Source organism: Jiangella aurantiaca, assembly GCF_004349105.1.
GTDB lineage: Bacteria > Actinomycetota > Actinomycetes > Jiangellales > Jiangellaceae > Jiangella > Jiangella aurantiaca.
The window spans coordinates 52,383-69,525 of the sequence record NZ_SMLB01000004.1 but is presented as its reverse complement, the minus strand read 5'-3'; the positions used below and the strand labels follow the sequence as shown (position 1 = coordinate 69,525).

At 68.6% G+C, this 17,143-nt stretch carries 26 protein-coding genes and 2 pseudogenes; 2 read left to right on the top strand and 26 right to left on the bottom strand.

The window, feature by feature from the left end:
• Window positions 1-103: 103 nt before the first annotated feature.
• The 26 genes and pseudogenes from rplO to E1262_RS04030 all read right to left on the bottom strand — a co-directional run bounded on the left by rplO (window position 104) and on the right by E1262_RS04030 (window position 15,791).
• Complete coding sequence (gene rplO, locus E1262_RS04155; RefSeq protein ID WP_132101775.1) at window positions 104-553, bottom strand: 50S ribosomal protein L15; 450 nt, start codon at window positions 551-553, stop codon at window positions 104-106.
• A gap of 47 nt (window positions 554-600) precedes the next feature.
• Window positions 601-780 (bottom strand): annotated as a pseudogene (gene rpmD, locus E1262_RS04150) (50S ribosomal protein L30); the annotation flags it as partial.
• Window positions 777-1,397: a 30S ribosomal protein S5 gene (gene rpsE, locus E1262_RS04145; protein ID WP_111253860.1), complete on the bottom strand. Its 621-nt coding sequence runs from the start codon at window positions 1,395-1,397 to the stop codon at window positions 777-779. The gene rpsE and the pseudogene rpmD, both read right to left, overlap by 4 nt.
• A gap of 36 nt (window positions 1,398-1,433) precedes the next feature.
• A complete protein-coding gene (rplR, locus tag E1262_RS04140; protein WP_132101773.1) occupies window positions 1,434-1,817 on the bottom strand; it encodes a 50S ribosomal protein L18 in 384 nt (127 codons plus the stop codon).
• Window positions 1,818-1,820: 3 nt separating this feature from the next.
• Complete coding sequence (gene rplF / locus E1262_RS04135) at window positions 1,821-2,360, bottom strand: 50S ribosomal protein L6 (RefSeq protein ID WP_132101772.1); 540 nt, start codon at window positions 2,358-2,360, stop codon at window positions 1,821-1,823.
• A 21-nt stretch (window positions 2,361-2,381) separates the two neighbouring features.
• Window positions 2,382-2,789, bottom strand: a complete 408-nt coding sequence (gene rpsH, locus E1262_RS04130) for a 30S ribosomal protein S8 (RefSeq protein WP_132101771.1) — start codon at window positions 2,787-2,789, stop codon at window positions 2,382-2,384.
• A gap of 90 nt (window positions 2,790-2,879) precedes the next feature.
• On the bottom strand, window positions 2,880-3,065 hold the full coding sequence (locus E1262_RS04125; protein ID WP_119662875.1) for a type Z 30S ribosomal protein S14: 186 nt from the start codon (window positions 3,063-3,065) through the stop codon (window positions 2,880-2,882).
• A gap of 1 nt (window position 3,066) precedes the next feature.
• Window positions 3,067-3,636 carry a 50S ribosomal protein L5 gene (gene rplE / locus E1262_RS04120; RefSeq protein ID WP_132101770.1) on the bottom strand — a complete coding sequence of 190 codons (570 nt, stop codon included), beginning with the start codon at window positions 3,634-3,636 and terminating at the stop codon, window positions 3,067-3,069.
• Entirely contained in the window at window positions 3,636-3,974 is a 339-nt protein-coding gene (rplX, locus tag E1262_RS04115) for a 50S ribosomal protein L24 (RefSeq protein WP_132101769.1), read from the bottom strand. Before rplX ends, rplE begins: the two co-directional genes overlap by 1 nt.
• Before the next feature lies 1 nt (window position 3,975).
• A complete protein-coding gene (rplN, locus tag E1262_RS04110) occupies window positions 3,976-4,344 on the bottom strand; it encodes a 50S ribosomal protein L14 (protein ID WP_046772624.1) in 369 nt (122 codons plus the stop codon).
• 7 nt (window positions 4,345-4,351) lie between these two features.
• Window positions 4,352-4,669 carry a 30S ribosomal protein S17 gene (rpsQ, locus tag E1262_RS31230; protein WP_132101768.1) on the bottom strand — a complete coding sequence of 106 codons (318 nt, stop codon included), beginning with the start codon at window positions 4,667-4,669 and terminating at the stop codon, window positions 4,352-4,354.
• Between the two features lie 116 nt (window positions 4,670-4,785).
• Window positions 4,786-5,121: pseudogene (rpmC, locus tag E1262_RS31225) on the bottom strand (50S ribosomal protein L29); the annotation flags it as partial.
• Entirely contained in the window at window positions 5,121-5,540 is a 420-nt protein-coding gene (gene rplP / locus E1262_RS04095; protein ID WP_092614288.1) for a 50S ribosomal protein L16, read from the bottom strand. The gene rplP and the pseudogene rpmC, both read right to left, overlap by 1 nt.
• A 4-nt stretch (window positions 5,541-5,544) precedes the next feature.
• Entirely contained in the window at window positions 5,545-6,399 is an 855-nt protein-coding gene (gene rpsC / locus E1262_RS04090) for a 30S ribosomal protein S3 (RefSeq protein ID WP_132101766.1), read from the bottom strand.
• Window positions 6,399-6,800, bottom strand: a complete 402-nt coding sequence (gene rplV / locus E1262_RS04085) for a 50S ribosomal protein L22 (RefSeq protein ID WP_132101765.1) — start codon at window positions 6,798-6,800, stop codon at window positions 6,399-6,401. The genes rpsC and rplV overlap by 1 nt, the downstream gene beginning before the upstream one ends.
• 30 nt (window positions 6,801-6,830) lie before the next feature.
• On the bottom strand, window positions 6,831-7,112 hold the full coding sequence (gene rpsS / locus E1262_RS04080; protein ID WP_132101764.1) for a 30S ribosomal protein S19: 282 nt from the start codon (window positions 7,110-7,112) through the stop codon (window positions 6,831-6,833).
• Window positions 7,113-7,129: 17 nt separating this feature from the next.
• On the bottom strand, window positions 7,130-7,966 hold the full coding sequence (gene rplB, locus E1262_RS04075; protein ID WP_132101763.1) for a 50S ribosomal protein L2: 837 nt from the start codon (window positions 7,964-7,966) through the stop codon (window positions 7,130-7,132).
• A gap of 35 nt (window positions 7,967-8,001) precedes the next feature.
• Window positions 8,002-8,349: a 50S ribosomal protein L23 gene (rplW, locus tag E1262_RS04070; protein WP_420810504.1), complete on the bottom strand. Its 348-nt coding sequence runs from the start codon at window positions 8,347-8,349 to the stop codon at window positions 8,002-8,004.
• Window positions 8,304-8,972 (bottom strand): 50S ribosomal protein L4, encoded by a 669-nt coding sequence (gene rplD / locus E1262_RS04065; protein ID WP_132101762.1) that lies wholly within the window; start codon window positions 8,970-8,972, stop codon window positions 8,304-8,306. The genes rplW and rplD overlap by 46 nt, the downstream gene beginning before the upstream one ends.
• Window positions 8,969-9,643, bottom strand: a complete 675-nt coding sequence (gene rplC, locus E1262_RS04060; protein ID WP_132101761.1) for a 50S ribosomal protein L3 — start codon at window positions 9,641-9,643, stop codon at window positions 8,969-8,971. Before rplC ends, rplD begins: the two co-directional genes overlap by 4 nt.
• A gap of 13 nt (window positions 9,644-9,656) precedes the next feature.
• Complete coding sequence (gene rpsJ / locus E1262_RS04055) at window positions 9,657-9,965, bottom strand: 30S ribosomal protein S10 (RefSeq protein ID WP_026877498.1); 309 nt, start codon at window positions 9,963-9,965, stop codon at window positions 9,657-9,659.
• 351 nt (window positions 9,966-10,316) lie between these two features.
• A complete protein-coding gene (gene tuf / locus E1262_RS04050) occupies window positions 10,317-11,513 on the bottom strand; it encodes an elongation factor Tu (protein WP_132101760.1) in 1,197 nt (398 codons plus the stop codon).
• Between the two features lie 119 nt (window positions 11,514-11,632).
• Window positions 11,633-13,738, bottom strand: coding sequence for an elongation factor G (gene fusA / locus E1262_RS04045; RefSeq protein WP_132101759.1), 2,106 nt, complete (start codon window positions 13,736-13,738; stop codon window positions 11,633-11,635).
• A 51-nt stretch (window positions 13,739-13,789) separates the two neighbouring features.
• On the bottom strand, window positions 13,790-14,260 hold the full coding sequence (rpsG, locus tag E1262_RS04040) for a 30S ribosomal protein S7 (RefSeq protein WP_092614269.1): 471 nt from the start codon (window positions 14,258-14,260) through the stop codon (window positions 13,790-13,792).
• On the bottom strand, window positions 14,260-14,634 hold the full coding sequence (rpsL, locus tag E1262_RS04035; RefSeq protein ID WP_026877502.1) for a 30S ribosomal protein S12: 375 nt from the start codon (window positions 14,632-14,634) through the stop codon (window positions 14,260-14,262). Before rpsL ends, rpsG begins: the two co-directional genes overlap by 1 nt.
• A gap of 398 nt (window positions 14,635-15,032) precedes the next feature.
• On the bottom strand, window positions 15,033-15,791 hold the full coding sequence (locus E1262_RS04030) for a hypothetical protein (RefSeq protein WP_132101758.1): 759 nt from the start codon (window positions 15,789-15,791) through the stop codon (window positions 15,033-15,035).
• A 359-nt stretch (window positions 15,792-16,150) separates the two neighbouring features.
• On the opposite strand from E1262_RS04030, the gene E1262_RS04025 reads away from it, so the two are divergent.
• Entirely contained in the window at window positions 16,151-16,984 is an 834-nt protein-coding gene (locus E1262_RS04025; RefSeq protein WP_132101757.1) for an ADP-ribosyltransferase, read from the top strand.
• A complete protein-coding gene (locus tag E1262_RS30170) occupies window positions 16,951-17,118 on the top strand; it encodes a hypothetical protein (protein ID WP_162605765.1) in 168 nt (55 codons plus the stop codon). Before E1262_RS04025 ends, E1262_RS30170 begins: the two co-directional genes overlap by 34 nt.
• Window positions 17,119-17,143 lie beyond the last annotated feature (25 nt).

Sequence of the window (17,143 nt, the reverse complement as noted above, 5' to 3'; positions counted from 1 at the left end):
GAAAAGACGGTAACACCGCCGGGTCCGAACGACCGAAAGCGCCTGTCGCCTGGTAAGACGGCAGGACGCTCTCGGAACCGTTCGGCCACACGGTGCGGGGCGCCTACACCTCGGTGACGGTGCCCCCAGCAGCGGTGATCTTCTCCTTGGCGCTGGAGGAGAACGCGTTGGCGTTCACTCGCAGCGCAACGGAGATCTCACCGGTGCCCAGAACCTTGACCGGCTTGCCGGCCCGCACAGCGCCCTTGGCCACGAGGTCGTCGACGGTGACGTCCCCGCCCTCCGGGAACAGCGCCGCCAGCTTGTCCAGGTTCACGACCTGGAACTCGACGCGGAACGGGTTCTTGAACCCCTTCAGCTTCGGCAGGCGCATGTGCAGCGGCATCTGGCCGCCCTCGAAGCGGGCCGGTACCTGGTAGCGGGCCTTGGTGCCCTTGGTGCCGCGACCCGCGGTCTTGCCCTTCGACGCCTCTCCGCGACCCACACGGGTCTTCGGGGTCTTGGCGCCGGGGGCCGGCCGCAGGTGGTGCGGCTTCAGCGGCGAGTTGCTCATGTGTCTCTCGACCTCCTCGGCTGTACATTTTCGGCCTCAGCGGCGGAGATTGCTTCGACCGTGACGAGGTGCGCCACCGTCTTGACCATGCCCCGGATCTCAGGGCGGTCCTCCTTGACGACCTCGTGTCCGATCCGCTTCAGGCCGAGCGAGCGCAGGGTGTTGCGCTGGGACGACGTCCCGCCGATCGGGCTCTTGACCTGACGGACCTTCAGCTGCCCGCTCATGCCGACGCTCCCGCGGCCTGGGCGCGCAGCAGCGCGGCCGGTGCGACGTCCTCCAGCGGCAGGCCGCGGCGGGCCGCCACCTGCTCCGGACGCTCGAGCGACTTCAGCGCCTCCACCGTGGCATGCACGATGTTGATCGCGTTGGACGAGCCGAGCGACTTGCTCAGGACGTCGTGGACGCCCGCGGCCTCCAGGACGGCGCGCACCGGGCCACCGGCGATGACGCCGGTACCGGGCGAGGCCGGACGGAGCAGCACGACGCCGGCAGCCTTCTCACCCTGCACGGGGTGCGGGATGGTGCCCTGGATCCGCGGCACCTTGAAGAACTGCTTCTTGGCCTCCTCGACGCCCTTGGCGATGGCCGAGGGCACCTCCTTGGCCTTGCCGTAGCCGACGCCCACGGTGCCGTCGCCGTCGCCGACGACGACCAGAGCGGTGAAGCTGAAGCGACGGCCACCCTGCACGACCTTGGCGACGCGGTTGATGGCGACCACGGTCTCGATGTAGTTGGTCTTGTCCGCACCGCCGTCGCCGCGACGGTTGTCGCGATCGCGACGGTCACGACGATCGCGGCGCTCGCCACCGGCACCGCCACCGCGGCGCTGGGGTTCAGCCATGATGTCCCTCTATCCTCTCGAGAATCTTGCCGGTCGTCAGAGCTTCAGGCCGCCCTCACGGGCGCCCTCCGCCACCGCGGCCACACGGCCGTGGTACTGGTTGCCGCCACGATCAAAGACAACGGAGACCACTCCGATTGCCTTGGCGCGGTCGGCGACGAGCTCGCCGACCCGGCGCGCCTTGGCGGTCTTGTCGCCGTCGAGCGAGCGCAGGTCGGCCTCCATGCTGGTGGCCGAGGCCAGGGTGCGGCCGGTGGAGTCGTCGACGACCTGGACCACCATGTGCCGCAGCGACCGGGTGACGACCAGGCGCGGACGCTCGGCCGTGCCGGTGACCTTCTTCCGGACCCGCAGGTGCCGGCGGTCGCGGGCAACCCGCTTGTCGCCCTTCTTGATGTGGCGATTGATCGCGATGCCCATGCCTTACTTCCCAGCCTTTCCGACCTTGCGCCGGACGTGCTCGCCCTCGTAGCGCACGCCCTTGCCCTTGTACGGCTCGGGCTTGCGGATCTTGCGGATGTTCGCCGCGGTCTCGCCGACCTTCTGCTTGTCGATGCCCTGCACCGAGAACTTGGTCGGCGACTCGACGGCGAACGTGATGCCCTCGGGCGGCTCGACGACGACCGGGTGGCTGAAGCCGAGCGCGAACTCGAGGTTCTGGCCCTTGGCGGTGACGCGGTAGCCGACGCCGACGATCTCGAGCTTCTTCACGTAGCCCTCGGTGACGCCGGTGACCATGTTGGCGACCAGCGTGCGGGTGAGCCCGTGCAGCGCCCTGCTCTCGCGCTCGTCGTCGGGACGGACGACCTGCAACGCGCCGTCGTCACCCTTCTCGACGCCGATGATCTCGGGCAGCGTGTGGTTCAGGGTGCCCTTCGGCCCCTTGACCGTCAGCGCGCGGCCGTCGACGTTGACCTCGACGCCCGACGGAACGGGGATCGGGAGCTTGCCGATACGCGACATGAGTGTTGCGCTCCTTTCCCGTTACCAGACGTAGGCGAGGACTTCCCCGCCCACGCCCTGCTTGGCTGCCGCCTGGCCGGTGAGCAGGCCCTGCGACGTGGAGATGATGGCGATGCCCAGCCCACCGAGCACGCGCGGCATGTTGGTGGCCTTCGCGTAGACCCGCAGGCCCGGCTTGCTGACGCGGCGGATGCCGGCGATCGAGCGCTCACGGGACGGGCCGTACTTCAGGGTGAGTTCGAGCGTCTTGCCCACCTGACCCTCGGCCGGCTCACGCACGGAGAACCCGGCGATGTAGCCCTGCTGCTTGAGGATCTCGGCGATGTGCACCTTGATCTTGCTGTGCGGCATCGCCACGGTGTCGTGGTGCGCCGTGTTGGCGTTGCGCAGACGGGTGAGCATGTCTGCGATCGGGTCGGTCATGGTCATGTGTGGTTGCCGCTTTCCCGTCGTGGTTTCCGCTTCGCGGACCTGCGACGATCCGAAGGGTCTGGCTGCTGGGTGACCAGCATTGGCCGATTACCAGCTGGACTTGGTGATGCCCGGCAGCTCGCCGCGGTGCGCCATCTCGCGCAGGCACACCCGGCACAGCCCGAACTTCCGGTACACCGAGTGCGGACGCCCGCACTTCTGGCACCGGGTGTACGCGCGTACCGCGAACTTCGGCTTGCGCGAAGCCTTGATGACAAGAGCCTTCTTGGCCACGTCAGTTCTCCTTGAACGGGAAACCGAGCAGCTTGAGCAGCGCCCGACCCTGGTCGTCGTTGGTGGCGGTCGTGACGACCGTGATGTCCATGCCGCGGACCCGGTCGATCCTGTCCTGGTTGATCTCGTGGAACATCGACTGCTCGTTGAGGCCGAAGGTGTAGTTCCCGTTGCCGTCGAACTGCTTGCCCGACAGGCCGCGGAAGTCCCGGATGCGCGGCAGCGCGATGGTCACCAGGCGGTCCAGGAACTCCCACATGCGGTCGCCGCGCAGCGTGGCGTGCGCACCGATGGGCATGCCCTCGCGCAGCTTGAACTGCGCGATCGACTTGCGCGCCTTGGTGATCGCCGGCCGCTGGCCGGTGATGGCCGCGAGGTCGGCGACCGCGCCCTCGATGAGCTTCGCGTCGCGGGCGGCCTCGCCGACACCCATGTTGACGACGACCTTGGTCACCGTCGGCACCTGCATGACGTTCGCGATCTGGAACTGCTCGCGCAGCGCCGCGATGATCTCGTCGCGGTAGCGCTGCTTGAGCCGCGGCAGTGCGCGGGTCTCAGTGGTGGTGGTCATCAGATGTCCTCACCGGTGCGCTTGGCGTACCGGACCTTGTTGCCGTTGTCGTCGATGCGGTACCCGACCCGGGTGCCCACCGTCTTCTTCTTGCCCTCCACGTCGGCCTCGACGGCGATCATCACGTTCGAGACGTGGATCGGCGCCTCCTGGTGGATGATCCCACCGGACTGCTGCGTGCCGCGGGCCGTCTGGGTCGGCTTCTGGTGCTTGGTGATGCGGTTGACGCCCTCGACGAGGACACGCTCCTGGCGTGGGTAGGCCGCGATGACCTTGCCCACCAGGCCCTTGTCCTTGCCGGCGATGACGATGACCTTGTCACCCTTCTTGATCTTCATCTCACAACACCTCCGGAGCGAGCGAGATGATGCGCATGAAACGCTTGTCCCGCAGCTCACGACCGACGGGGCCGAAGATGCGCGTCCCGCGCGGGTCCCCGCCGTCCCTGATGATGACCGCCGCGTTCTCGTCGAAGCGGATGTAGGAGCCGTCCGGACGGCGTCGCTCCTTCACGGTCCGCACGACGACGGCCTTGACGACGTCGCCCTTCTTGACCGCGCCGCCGGGAATGGCGTCCTTGACGGTGGCCACGATGACATCACCGATGCCGGCGTATCGCCGACCGGAGCCACCGAGCACACGGATGCACAAGAGCTCCTTGGCACCGGTGTTGTCGGCGACCCGCAGTCGCGACTCCTGCTGAATCATCTCGCTCCTACTTCGCCTTCTCGAGGATCTCCACGACGCGCCAGCGCTTCGTGGCCGACAGCGGACGGGTCTCCATGAGCAGGACGCGGTCGCCGATGCCGGCGGTGTTCTGCTCGTCGTGGGCCTTCAGCTTGCTCGACCGACGGACGACCTTGCCGTAGAGCGGGTGCTTGAAGCGGTCCTCGACGGTGACGACGACGGTCTTGTCCATCTTGTCGCTGACCACCACGCCCTGGCGGGTCTTGCGGTAGCCACGGCCGCCCGGGGCACTTCCGGCGGTCTTCGGGCTCTCGGTCACGTTCTCTTCCTTGTTCGCGGGGCTCACTCGGCACCGTCCTCGTCCGAGGCACGCTTCTCAGCCGAGGACGCAGTGTCCTGGGGGGCTGCCTTCTTGGCCGTCCGCTTGCGCGGAGCGGCCTTCTTCGGCGCCTCGGCGTCATCGGCCTCGGGCTCGGCCTTGGCGGCGGTCTTCTTGGCCGCCGTCTTCTTCGGCTCGGCCTTGGCCTCCGCCTTCTCGGCCTTCGCCTCAGCCTTCTTCTCGGCCGGGGCGGCCACGACCGTGACGATGCCCAGCTCGCGCTCGCGCATCACCGTGTAGATGCGCGCGATGTCGCGCCGGACGGCCTTCAGCCGGCCGTGGCTCTCGAGCTGACCGGTCGCACCCTGGAACCGCAGGTTGAACAGCGACTCCTTGGCCTTCTTCAGCTCCTCGACCAGCTCGTCGTCCGAGCGGTCGCGCAGCGAAACGGCGTCGAGGTTCTTCGAACCGATCGCCATCAGAACTCACCTGCCTCGCGCTTGACGATGCGCGCCTTCATGGGGAGCTTGTGGATCGCACGCGTGAGCGCCTCGCGAGCCACGGTCTCGTTCGGGTACGACAGCTCGAACATGACCCGGCCCGGCTTGACGTTGGCGATCCACCACTCCGGCGAACCCTTACCGGAACCCATGCGGGTCTCGGCCGGCTTCTTGGTCAGCGGACGGTCGGGGTAGATGTTGATCCACACCTTGCCGCCACGACGGATGTGCCGGGTGATGGCGATACGAGCGGCCTCGATCTGACGGTTGGTCACGTAGTGGCCCTCGACCGCCTGGATGCCGTACTCACCGAAGGCCAGCGACGTGCCGCCCTTGGCCATGCCGCGGCGCTTCGGGTGGTGCTGCTTGCGGTGCTTGACCTTGCGGGGGATCAGCATGGTCTCAACCCTCCTGGCCCGTCGTGGTCGCGGCGGCGTCGGCGGCCGGCGCCTCAGGCGCGGTCGCCTCGGCCGGAGCGGCCTGGGTGGCGGGAGCGTTGTCGCGGTCGCCGCGGCCACCCGGCCGGCGGCGCTCGGGACGGCCACGGCCGCCACCGCCGCCGCGCTGCTGCTGAGCGCGGGCCTGCGCGGCCTGCTCAGCGGCGCGCTCGGCGCGGGAGCCGCTCACGTCACCCTTGTAGATCCACACCTTCACGCCGATGCGGCCGAAGGTGGTGCGGGCCTCGTAGAAGCCGTAGTCGACGTCGGCGCGCAGCGTGTGCAGCGGGACCCGGCCCTCGCGGTAGAACTCCGAGCGGCTCATCTCGGCGCCGCCGAGACGGCCCGAGCACTGGATCCGGACACCCTTGGCACCGGCACGCATCGTGGTCTGCAGCGCCTTGCGCATCGCGCGGCGGAACGCCACACGAGCCGAGAGCTGCTCGGCCACGCCCTGGGCGACCAGCTGAGCGTCGATCTCGGGCTGCTTGACCTCGAGGACGTTCATCTGGACCTGCTTGCCGGTGAGCTTCTCGAGCTCAGAGCGCAGGCGGTCCGCGCCCACCCCGCGGCGGCCGATGACAATGCCCGGCCGGGCGGTGTGGATGTCGACGCGCACGCGGTCGCGAGTGCGCTCGATGTCGACGTGCGAGATGCCGGCGCGCTCCATGCCGTCGGTCATCAGCTTGCGGATGGCGACGTCTTCGGCGATGTAGTCGCGGTAGCGCTGACCCTGGGTCGTGCTGTCGGCGAACCACCGGCTCTTGTGATCGGTGGAGACACCCAGCCGGAACCCGTGCGGGTTGATCTTCTGACCCACTAGCGGGCCCCTCCCTTCGCTGCGGCACCGGCCGAGGCACGTTTCCCCGTCGAGGCCGCGGTGACTGTCGCCTTGTCGTCGACGATCACCGTGATGTGGCACGTCCGCTTGTTGATGCGGCTCGCGCGGCCGTGTGCGCGCGGACGAAACCGCTTCATCGTCGGGCCGTCGTCGACATACGCCTGCGCGATGACGAGCGTCTCGCGCGGCGTGCCGGCGAGGTCGTCGGCGTTGGCGATGGCGCTCTCGAGCACCTTGCGCACCGGCTCGGCGGCCGCCTGCGGGGCGAACCGCAGCAGCGCCGAGGCCTCGTCCGCGTCCATTCCACGGATCAGGTCCACCACACGGCGCGCCTTCATGGGCGTGACGCGGACGAACCGCGCTTGAGCCCTGGCTTCCATCGTTACTCCTCAGTCATTCCGTGGTGGACGTCACCGGCGCCGGGCGCGGCGGTCGTCCTTCTCGTGGCCCTTGAACGTGCGCGTGGGCGCGAACTCGCCGAGCTTGTGCCCGACCATCGCCTCAGTGACGAACACCGGGACGTGCTTGCGGCCGTCGTGCACCGCGATGGTGTGGCCGATCATGTCCGGCACGATCATCGAGCGACGGGACCAGGTCTTGATGACGTTCTTCGTGCCCTTCTCGTTCTGAACATCGACCTTCTTGGCCAGGTGCTCGTCGACGAAGGGGCCCTTCTTCAGGCTGCGCGGCATCTTTTCCTACTCCCGACTCAGCGCTTCTTGCCGGTCTTGCGACGGCGGACGATCTGACGGTCGCTGGGCTTGTTCTTCCGGCGGGTGCGCCCCTCGGGACGGCCGTTCGGGTTGACCGGGTGACGGCCACCGGAGGTCTTGCCCTCACCACCACCGTGCGGGTGGTCGACCGGGTTCATGGCGACACCGCGGACCGTCGGGCGCTTGCCCTTCCAGCGCATGCGGCCGGCCTTGCCCCAGTTGATGTTCGACTGCTCGGCGTTGCCGACCTCGCCGACGGTGGCGCGGCAGCGCACGTCGACGTTGCGGATCTCGCCGGACGGCATGCGCAGCTGCGCCCAGGTGCCCTCCTTGGCGACCAGCTGGACGCTGGCGCCGGCGGAGCGGGCGATCTTCGCGCCGCCACCGGGCCGTAGCTCGATGGCGTGGACGACCGTACCGACCGGGATGTTGCGCAGCGGCAGGTTGTTGCCGGGCTTGATGTCAGCACCCGGGCCGGCCTCGACCGTGGCGCCCTGCGCCAGGCGGAACGGCGCCAGGATGTAGCGCTTCTCGCCGTCGGCGTAGTGCAGCAGCGCGATGCGCGACGTCCGGTTCGGGTCGTACTCGATGTGCGCGACCTTCGCCGGAACGCCGTCCTTGTCGGCCCGCCGGAAGTCGATGACCCGGTACTGGCGCTTGTGCCCGCCACCCTGGTGACGGGTGGTGATCTTGCCGGAGTTGTTGCGCCCGCCCTTCTTGGGCAGCGGCCGCACCAGCGACTTCTCGGGCGTGGACCGGGTGACCTCGACGAAGTCGGCGACGCTGGAGCCGCGTCGGCCCGGTGTCGTCGGCTTGTACTTACGGATTCCCATTCGTCGTTACCTCGGTAGCTCGTGTCCTGGCCGGCTCAGCCGACCGGGCCGGAGAAGATGTCGATGCGCTGGCCTTCGGCGACCGTCACGATCGCGCGCTTGGTGTCCGGGCGCTTGCCCACGCCGAAGCGGGTGCGGCGGCGCTTGCCCTGGCGGTTCTGGGTGTTGACACCGGTGACCTTGACGTTGAACACCTTCTCGACCGCGATCTTGATCTCGGTCTTGTTCGCGTCGGGCGCGACGACGAAGGTGTACTTGTTCTCGTCGAGAAGGCTGTAGCTCTTCTCGGACACGACCGGCACGATGAGGATGTCGCGCGGGTCCCTGCGGTTGACGGTCACTTGGTGTCCTCCCCTGTGGAGGTCGTGGTGGCCGCGTCCGATTCGCTGCCGCCCAGGAACGCGTCGAGCGCGCCCTTGGTGAAGACGATGTCGTCGGCGCAGAGCACGTCGTAGGTGTTCAGCTGGTCGGCCACGAGCAGGTGCACCTGCGGCGCGTTGCGCAGGCTCTTCACCGTCACCTCGTCACCCCGCTCCACCACGACCAGCACGCTGCGGCGATCGGTCAGGGTCTGCAGAGTCGTCAACGCGGCCTTGGTGCTCGGCGCGTCGCCGTCGACGAAGCCGGTGACCACGTGCACGCGGCCGTGGGTCGCACGGTCGGACAGCGCACCGCGCAGCGCGGCGGCCTTCATCTTCTTCGGCGTCCGCTGCGAGTAGTCGCGCGGCTGCGGGCCGTGGACGATGCCACCGCCGGTGAACTGCGGCGCGCGGATCGAGCCCTGGCGGGCCCGGCCGGTGCCCTTCTGGCGGTACGGCTTGGCGCCGCCGCCGGAGACCTCGGCGCGGGTCTTCGTGGAGTGCGTGCCCTGCCGGGCCGCGGCCAGCTGCGCCACCACGACCTGGTGGATCAACGGGACGTTGACCTGGACCTCGAAGACCGACGCGGGGAGCTCAACAGTGCTGTCGGTGCCGCCCTTGGGGTCGAGAACCGTCACGGTGCTCACTTCACAACTCCCTTCGCGGCCGTGCGGACGAAGACGAGCCCGCCATTGGGGCCCGGGACCGCACCCTTGAGGAGCAGCAGCCCCTTCTCGGCGTCGACCGCCTGGACGGCGATGTTCTGGGTGGTCATGCGCTCGGCGCCCATGCGGCCGGCCATGCGCATGCCCTTGAAGACGCGGCCCGGCGTGGCGCAGCCTCCGATGGAGCCCGGCGAGCGGTGCTTGCGCTGCACACCGTGCGAGGCGCGAAGACCGTGGAAGCCGTGGCGCTTCATGACACCGGCGAAGCCCTTGCCCTTGGTCGTGCCCGTGACGTCGACCTCCTGGCCGGCCTCGAACACCTCGACCGTGACCTCCTGGCCGAGCGTGTACTCGGACGCGTCGGCGGTACGCAGCTCGGCGACGTGCCGACGCGGCGTGACGCCGGCCTTCTCGAAGTGGCCCTGGGCGGGCTTGGTGACCTTGCGCGGGTTCGGCGCGCCGAAGCCGAGCTGGACCGCGTCGTAGCCGTCCTTCTCGGGCGTGCGGACCTGCGTGACCACGCACGGCCCGGCCTTGATCACGGTGACCGGCACGATGCGGTTGTTCTCGTCCCACACCTGGGTCATGCCGAGCTTCTCGCCCAGCAGGCCCTTGCGCACCGTGGTCACGGCCTCGGAAGACTGAATACTCATCGTCGGCGGTCCCTCAGAGCTTGATTTCGATGTCGACGCCGGCCGGCAGGTCGAGACGCATGAGCGAGTCGACGGTCTTCGGCGTCGGGTCGATGATGTCGATGAGCCGCTTGTGCGTACGCATCTCGAAGTGCTCGCGGCTGTCCTTGTACTTGTGCGGCGACCGGATGACGCAGTACACGTTCTTCTCGGTAGGCAGCGGCACCGGGCCTGCGACCTGCGCACCCGTGCGCGTCACCGTGTCGACGATCTTCCGCGCCGACGTGTCGATGACCTCGTGGTCATAGGCCTTGAGCCGGATGCGGATCTTCTGTCCCGCCATGGCTGCTTGTCGTCCTCACTCTTCGTACTGCTAAGACCCGATCTGAACCAACACTGAGCTGCTGCTCCGCCGACCCCCGCGGTCGGGCGTGTCGCATCTCGCGGCACATATCGGCCACGACGAACACGCTGGTCATCGGGGTTTGCGGCCGGACCAGGCCACGCCATGACGGCGCAGTGCCAGCCCTATCGGAGTTCTTCGTCATCGGCCCCGGTGTCTCACCGTGCCTGAACGCACAGGCGCCTGACGTCGCCCTCCGCCGAGCAACCTGAACAGTATGCCAGATCAGATTGGCTGAGGCCAATCGCGGTACGAGGGGCGGCCGAGACGGCCGCCCCTCGCAATGTCGAACTACTTGAGGATCTTGGTGACGTTGCCGGCACCGACGGTCCGGCCACCCTCACGGATGGCGAACTTCAGACCCTCTTCCATGGCCACCGGCTGGATCAGCTCGACGGTCATCGAGGTGTTGTCACCCGGCATGACCATCTCGGTGCCCTCGGGCAGCGTGACGACGCCGGTGACGTCCGTGGTCCGGAAGTAGAACTGCGGACGGTAGTTGTTGAAGAACGGCGTGTGCCGGCCACCCTCGTCCTTGGACAGGATGTAGACCTGCGCCTCGAAGTCGGTGTGCGGCGTGTTGCTGCCGGGCTTCACGGCCACCATGCCGCGCTCGACGTCCTCACGCTTGGTGCCACGGAGGAGCAGGCCGACGTTCTCGCCGGCGCGCGCCTCGTCGAGGGTCTTGCGGAACATCTCGACGGCGGTGACGGTGGTCTTCTGCGCCGGGCCGGGACGGATGCCGACGAGCTCGACCTCCTCGTTGGCCTTCAGCACACCGCGCTCGACGCGGCCGGTGACGACCGTGCCACGACCGGTGATGGTGAAGACGTCCTCGATCGGCATGAGGAAGGGCTTCTCGATGTCGCGCACCGGGTCCGGCACGTTCTCGTCGACGGCCTCCATGAGGTCCTCGACCGTCTTGACCCACTCCGGGTCGCCCTCGAGCGCCTTGAGCGCCGAGACCTTGACGACCGGGACGTCGTCGCCCGGGAACTCGTACTCGGAGAGCAGCTCACGCACCTCGAGCTCGACGAGCTCCAGGATCTCCTCGTCGTCGACCATGTCGGCCTTGTTCAGCGCGACCAGGATGTACGGCACGCCGACCTGACGGGCCAGCAGCACGTGCTCCTTGGTCTGCGGCATCGGGCCGTCGGTGGCCGCGACCACCAGGATCGCGCCGTCCATCTGCGCCGCGCCGGTGATCATGTTCTTGATGTAGTCGGCGTGGCCCGGAGCGTCGACGTGCGCGTAGTGACGCTTGTCGGTCTGGTACTCGACGTGCGCGATGTTGATGGTGATACCGCGCTGCTTCTCCTCCGGCGCCTTGTCGATGTCGTCGAAGGCGAAGGTCTCGTTCAGGTCCGGATACTTGTCGTGCAGCACCTTGGTGATGGCAGCCGTGAGCGTGGTCTTGCCGTGGTCGACGTGACCGATGGTGCCGATGTTGACGTGCGGCTTGGTCCGCTCGAACTTCGCCTTAGCCACTGTAGGGCCCTCCTGTGGACTTCGTACGTTGCCGATCCCCCGCGGTGCGGTGTGTTCGGCTGTGCGTTTCTGGTCGGGATTGCTCGTGGTGCATGGACCGGGCAGAAGACCCGGAGAGATTACTCTCCCCGGACCTTCTTGATGATCTCTTCCGCGACATTCCGGGGAACCTCGGCGTAAGAGTCGAACTGCATGGAGTAACTCGCCCGGCCCTGGGTCTTGCTGCGGAGGTCACCGACGTAGCCGAACATCTCCGACAGCGGGACCAGCGCCTTGACGATGCGCTGGCCGGCACGCTCCTCCATGGCCTGAATCTGGCCACGGCGGGAGTTGAGGTCGCCGATGACCTCGCCCATGTAGTCCTCGGGCGTGGACACCTCGACCTCGAACATCGGCTCGAGCAGCACCGGGTCGGCGCGCCGAGCAGCTTCCTTGAACGCCATGGAACCGGCGATCTTGAAGGCCAGCTCCGAGGAGTCGACCTCGTGGTACGCACCGTCCCGCAGCGTCACCTTGACGTCGACCAGCGGATAGCCGGCGACGACACCGAACTCCATCGCCTCCTGCGCGCCCGCGTCGACCGAGGGGATGTACTCGCGCGGGACGCGGCCGCCGGTGACCGAGTTCACGAACTCGTAGCCGCCGTCGCCCTCGCCGCCCGTAGGCTCGATGTCGATGATGACCCTCGCGAACTGGCCGGATCCGCCGGTCTGCTTCTTGTGGGTGTACTCGACCTTCTCGACCTTGCGGCGGATGGTCTCGCGGTAGGCGACCTGCGGTTTGCCGACGTTGGCCTCGACCTTGAACTCGCGCTTCATGCGGTCGACCAGGATCTCGAGGTGGAGCTCGCCCATGCCCGAGATGATGGTCTGGCCGGTGTCCTCGTCGGTGCGGACCTGGAAGGTCGGGTCCTCGTCGGCGAGGCGCTGGATGGCGGTGCCCAGCTTCTCCTGGTCGCTCTTCGTCTTCGGCTCGATGGCCACCGAGATGACCGGAGCCGGGAACTTCATCGACTCCAGGATCACCGGCTGCGCCGAGTCGGACAGGGTGTCGCCGGTCGTGGTGTTCTTCAGCCCCATGACGGCGACGATCTGGCCGGCGCTGGCCTTCTCGATCTCCTCACGCTTGTTCGCGTGCATCCGGTAGATCTTGCCGATGCGCTCCTTGTTGCCCTTGGTGCTGTTCAGCACCATGGTCCCCGTGGTCAGCGTGCCCGAGTAGACCCGGACGAACGTGAGCTTGCCGAGGTGCGGGTCGGCCATGATCTTGAACGCCAGCGACGACAGCGGAGCGTCCTCGTCGGGCTCGCGCGACAGGATCTCTTCCTCGCTGTCGACCGCGTGGCCCTCGACCGCGCCGACGTCGACCGGCGACGGCAGGTAGCGCACGACGGCGTCGAGCATGGGCTGAACGCCCTTGTTCTTGAACGCCGAGCCGGTGAGCACCGGGGTGAGATTGCCGGCGATGGTGGCGCGGCGGATCGCGGCGATGAGCTCGTCGCGCTCCGGCTCCTTGCCGTCGAGGTACAGCTCCATCATCGCCTCGTCGTTCTCGGCGATGGTCTCGAGCAGGCGGTCGCGCCACTCCTGGGCGGCCTCGATGTGGGTGTCGGGGATGTCGACGGTGTCGTACATCTCGCCCAGCGGCGTCTCGGCCGACCAGACCAGCGCCTTCATGTCGACGAGGTCGACGAGACCGCGGAAGTCCGCCTCGGCACCGATCGGCAGCTGCAGGACCAGCGGGGTGGCCTTCAGCCGCGTCACGATCATGTCGACGCAGCGGTGGAACTCGGCACCGGTGCGGTCGAGCTTGTTGATGAAGCAGATGCGCGGAACACCGTACTTGTTGGCCTGGTGCCAGACGGTCTCCGACTGCGGCTCGACGCCGGCGACGCCGTCGAACACGGCCACCGCACCGTCGAGGACGCGCAGCGACCGCTCGACCTCGACCGTGAAGTCGACGTGGCCGGGCGTGTCGATGATGTTGATGGTGTGGCCGTCCCACTCACAGGTGGTCGCGGCCGAGGTGATCGTGATGCCGCGTTCCTGCTCCTGCTCCATCCAGTCCATGGTGGCTGCGCCATCGTGGACCTCACCGATCTTGTAGTTGATACCGGTGTAGTACAGGATCCGCTCGGTGGTAGTGGTCTTGCCCGCGTCGATGTGGGCCATGATGCCGATGTTGCGGACCTTGGCCAGATCGAGCTTGCGGAGGTCGGTCGCCATGTGCGTGCGTTCGCTTCCTTATATGCGGTCTCGTCGACTCGGCGCCAGCGACTACCAGCGGTAGTGCGCGAAGGCCTTGTTCGACTCGGCCATCTTGTGGGTGTCCTCGCGCCGCTTCACGCTGGCGCCGAGGCCGTTGGAGGCGTCGAGGATCTCGTTCATCAGACGCTCCGTCATGGTCTTCTCACGACGGGCGCGGGAGTAGCTGACCAGCCAGCGCAGGGCCAGCGTGGTGCTGCGGCCGGCGCGCACCTCGATCGGCACCTGGTAGGTCGCGCCACCGACGCGGCGGCTGCGGACCTCGAGGGTCGGCTTGACGTTGTCGAGCGCGCGCTTCAGCGTGACGACGGGGTCGGTGCCGGTCTTCTCGCGGCAGCCCTCGAGGGCGCCGTGCACGATGCCCTCGGCGATCGACTTCTTGCCGTCCTCGAGCACCTTGTTGACCAGCTGGGTGACCAGCGGCGACCCGTAGACCGGGTCGACGACGACCGGCCGCTTCGGGGCAGGACCCTTGCGGGGCATCAGCTCTTCTCCTTCTTCGCGCCGTAACGGCTGCGCGCCTGCTTGCGGTTCTTGACGCCCTGCGTGTCGAGCGAACCGCGGATGATCTTGTACCGGACACCCGGGAGGTCCTTCACCCGGCCGCCGCGCACGAGCACCATCGAGTGCTCCTGCAGGTTGTGGCCGACACCGGGGATGTACGCGGTGACCTCGATCTGGCTGGTCAGCTTGACACGGGCAACCTTGCGCAGAGCCGAGTTCGGCTTCTTCGGCGTGGTGGTGTACACACGCGTGCACACGCCGCGACGCTGCGGGCTGCCCTTGAGCGCCGGGGTCTTGTTCTTGGCGACCTTGTCCTGGCGGCCCTTGCGGACCAACTGCTGGATCGTAGGCACTACGTCTCCGTGTCCTCTGCTCGTCGAACTGCCTCGACTGGTCTGGTTTCCGGGGATCACACCGCTCGTTCGCCTGGCGTCTGCGCAGGTCGCGGGTGCCTTTCGGCGACCCCCGCGGTCGGGCGTGTCGGCCCGGTCCCACGCCGCACGATCAGGCTCCCGATCGATGTGGTCGGTTGATCTGTCCGGTATGCGCCAGCCTCTGAAGCCGGGCGCGCCGGATTGCCCGGAGCAGTCCAGGCACGAAGACTGAGGTTACCCGGTCGAGGGTACCCAGGTCAAAGTGATGCCGCAGCTCGACGGGAAGACGTCTGCTGACGATAACGCACCGGTCTCGCCCGCGTCACGACCCCACGCCGGAGGCGTCACGTCCGCCGTCCCCGGCGGGGCGGGCGTGGTCAGCAGCGGTAGCCGGCGTCGGCCAGCCCGGCCTCGCGCTCCAGCGGGTGCTCGCACGGCTTGCGTGGGTTGTGCCGGACGACGTACTTCCAGATGAACCGGGCGTACCCGTACCGCGCCCACTGCTCGGAGTGCACCCGCTCGTGCCGCAGCAACCGGGCCAGGCTCGGCGCGCCGGACCCGGGCGGTCGCCGACCGGCCTCCACCGTCGTCCGCAGCACCTCGGCCGGATCGTCGAACGACCCGTTCACCAGGTAGATCTCGCCCCAGGTGGTGCCGCCGCGGGCGGCGAACCAGTCGACCGGGTTGGGGACGGCGCGCAGCGCGCGGCCGCCGGCGGCCGCCAGCATGGTCCCCTCCGGGGTGGCTACCAGCGCGCCACGCTTCACCGCAACGCCGGCGTCGCCGCGGTTCATGCCGAGCAGCCCGGTGTACGACCAGCGATTGCGGTCGCGCCGCGCGTCGGCGCGGTTCGGCCGTCCGCCGTTGACCAGCTCCGTCAGCCGGGCCAGCTCGCGTGCCCGCCGGGCGTCGTCCACCAGCACGTACGGCCGGCCGTCCGGGCCGCGCCAGACGGTGCGCCCGGCCAGCGGAGCGAATGTCGCCGCCGTGACGCCTTCCTCGCGCGCGACGTCGACCACCTGCTCCGGCGTGAGCCCGGACGCCAGCGTCCAGCGCACCCACTCGCGGTACCACTCGTCCGGCTCGCCATGCAGCCGGCCGGCGTCACGGAGCAGTCCGACTGTCGGCTCGGTCATCGGCTCCTCCTCGGCCGGCGGCGGGACCCCGCCCGGTGGCGGCGGATCCCCGCCCGCTTGGGTGGGGTCCCACCCTACGGGCGGGCGCCGACACTCGCCGATGCTTCGGTGGCCTGCGGCGCCAACCAACTGGCGCCAAGCCGGCCGGTGTGGTCCCTGGCGGCAGTGAGTCCCACAAGGTTCGCTGGTGTCCACGTGGCGAGATTTGGCGGCGTTTCAGGGGTCATCATGAGGCTATTTGGTGCCCCAACACGATTGCAGGCGTGTTGAGGCTCGGGTAATCCTGGTGATGTCGACGAGCCGGAAATGGGAAACGAGGCGCTGTCACATTCGGGTTCCGGGAACGACCCATAGGAAGTGTGGTCCTCTCGTCCTCCGCGCGACCGGTACGGACCGCCGCCCGCGGGCTGGCGGAGCTGTCCGGCCTGGTTCACGACGGCACCGGCACCCTCGCCGCGTCGGTTCTGTCCCACGTTCGCCTCGCCGGCCGGTGCGCGGGCCCGGCGCTGTCACCGTCGCAGCACAACGCCGTCCGTGCCGCCGCCGTCGCCATGCAACAGGCGCTCGCGGCCGCCGCCGAGACGCTGACGCTCGTCGTCGAGTCCGCGGCCGACGACCTCGGCGCCCTGCTCCGCCCGGTCCCGGCCGCGGCGGATGCCACCCCGCACGGCCCGCGGCGCGGCCTCACGCCGTCGCAGCGCCGGGCACTCCATCACTACACGACGATCGAGGGGGTCGAGGAGATGAACGCCTACCTGCGCCGGCCGGCCGAGGTGCCGGCGCGGCGGCGGCCCGTGCTGCGCCGGCTGATCGACGACGCCGTGGCGGGGCTGGCGGCGCTGCCGCGATTCACCGGCGTCGCCTATCGCGGCACGTCGCTGCCGGCCGCGCAGCTGCCGCGGTGGCGGCCGGGCGTCGTCGTCGCCGATCGGGGGTTCGTCAGCGCGTCGGCCAGCGTGTCGGTGGCCGAGGCGTTCCGCGGTGGCGGCAACGCCTTCATCACCGTCGTCGGCCGCAGTTGCGCGGACATCCGGGCGCTGTCGTCGTTCGCGCACGAGGCCGAGGTGCTGTATCCGCCCGGCACGCGCTTCCGGGTGATCGGCCGGTCGTGGGACGATCGACATGAGTGCTGGAGCTTCCTGATCGAGGAGGTGGACCCATGCGCTTCGACCGCGACACCTACGACGGGCTGAGCGACGAGGACAAGTCCCTGTATCTGCAGGCGGTCCGCGACGCCCAGCAGGACGTCCCGCCACCGGGCGAGATCGCCCCCGAGAAGGGGGCGAGCCAGGAGGGCTTGGAGGTCGTCGACGACGACGAGGACTGACGAGCCCGGGAATGACGACGGCGCC

What these genes read in the sequence shown, in the direction of transcription:
- rplP (WP_092614288.1), bottom strand. Translation starts at nt 5,540, where the DNA reads ATGCTGATCCCCCGCAAGGTCAAGCACCGCAAGCAGCACCACCCGAAG.
- fusA (WP_132101759.1), bottom strand. Translation starts at nt 13,738, where the DNA reads ATGGCGACCGACCTCCGCAAGCTCGATCTGGCCAAGGTCCGCAACATC.
- rplX (WP_132101769.1), bottom strand. Translation starts at nt 3,974, where the DNA reads ATGAAGATCAAGAAGGGTGACAAGGTCATCGTCATCGCCGGCAAGGAC.
- rplB (WP_132101763.1), bottom strand. Translation starts at nt 7,966, where the DNA reads ATGGGAATCCGTAAGTACAAGCCGACGACACCGGGCCGACGCGGCTCC.
- E1262_RS30170 (WP_162605765.1), top strand. Translation starts at nt 16,951, where the DNA reads ATGCGCTTCGACCGCGACACCTACGACGGGCTGAGCGACGAGGACAAG.
- rpsH (WP_132101771.1), bottom strand. Translation starts at nt 2,789, where the DNA reads ATGACCATGACCGACCCGATCGCAGACATGCTCACCCGTCTGCGCAAC.
- rplC (WP_132101761.1), bottom strand. Translation starts at nt 9,643, where the DNA reads ATGAGTATTCAGTCTTCCGAGGCCGTGACCACGGTGCGCAAGGGCCTG.
- E1262_RS04030 (WP_132101758.1), bottom strand. Translation starts at nt 15,791, where the DNA reads ATGACCGAGCCGACAGTCGGACTGCTCCGTGACGCCGGCCGGCTGCAT.
- rplV (WP_132101765.1), bottom strand. Translation starts at nt 6,800, where the DNA reads ATGGAAGCCAGGGCTCAAGCGCGGTTCGTCCGCGTCACGCCCATGAAG.
- rplR (WP_132101773.1), bottom strand. Translation starts at nt 1,817, where the DNA reads ATGGGCATCGCGATCAATCGCCACATCAAGAAGGGCGACAAGCGGGTT.
- rpsS (WP_132101764.1), bottom strand. Translation starts at nt 7,112, where the DNA reads ATGCCGCGCAGCCTGAAGAAGGGCCCCTTCGTCGACGAGCACCTGGCC.
- rplN (WP_046772624.1), bottom strand. Translation starts at nt 4,344, where the DNA reads ATGATTCAGCAGGAGTCGCGACTGCGGGTCGCCGACAACACCGGTGCC.
- rpsG (WP_092614269.1), bottom strand. Translation starts at nt 14,260, where the DNA reads ATGCCCCGCAAGGGTCCTGCCCCGAAGCGGCCGGTCGTCGTCGACCCG.
- rpsJ (WP_026877498.1), bottom strand. Translation starts at nt 9,965, where the DNA reads ATGGCGGGACAGAAGATCCGCATCCGGCTCAAGGCCTATGACCACGAG.
- rplO (WP_132101775.1), bottom strand. Translation starts at nt 553, where the DNA reads ATGAGCAACTCGCCGCTGAAGCCGCACCACCTGCGGCCGGCCCCCGGC.
- rplF (WP_132101772.1), bottom strand. Translation starts at nt 2,360, where the DNA reads ATGTCGCGTATCGGCAAGCTCCCGATCCCCGTTCCGTCGGGCGTCGAG.
- rpsE (WP_111253860.1), bottom strand. Translation starts at nt 1,397, where the DNA reads ATGGCTGAACCCCAGCGCCGCGGTGGCGGTGCCGGTGGCGAGCGCCGC.
- rplE (WP_132101770.1), bottom strand. Translation starts at nt 3,636, where the DNA reads ATGACCACCACCACTGAGACCCGCGCACTGCCGCGGCTCAAGCAGCGC.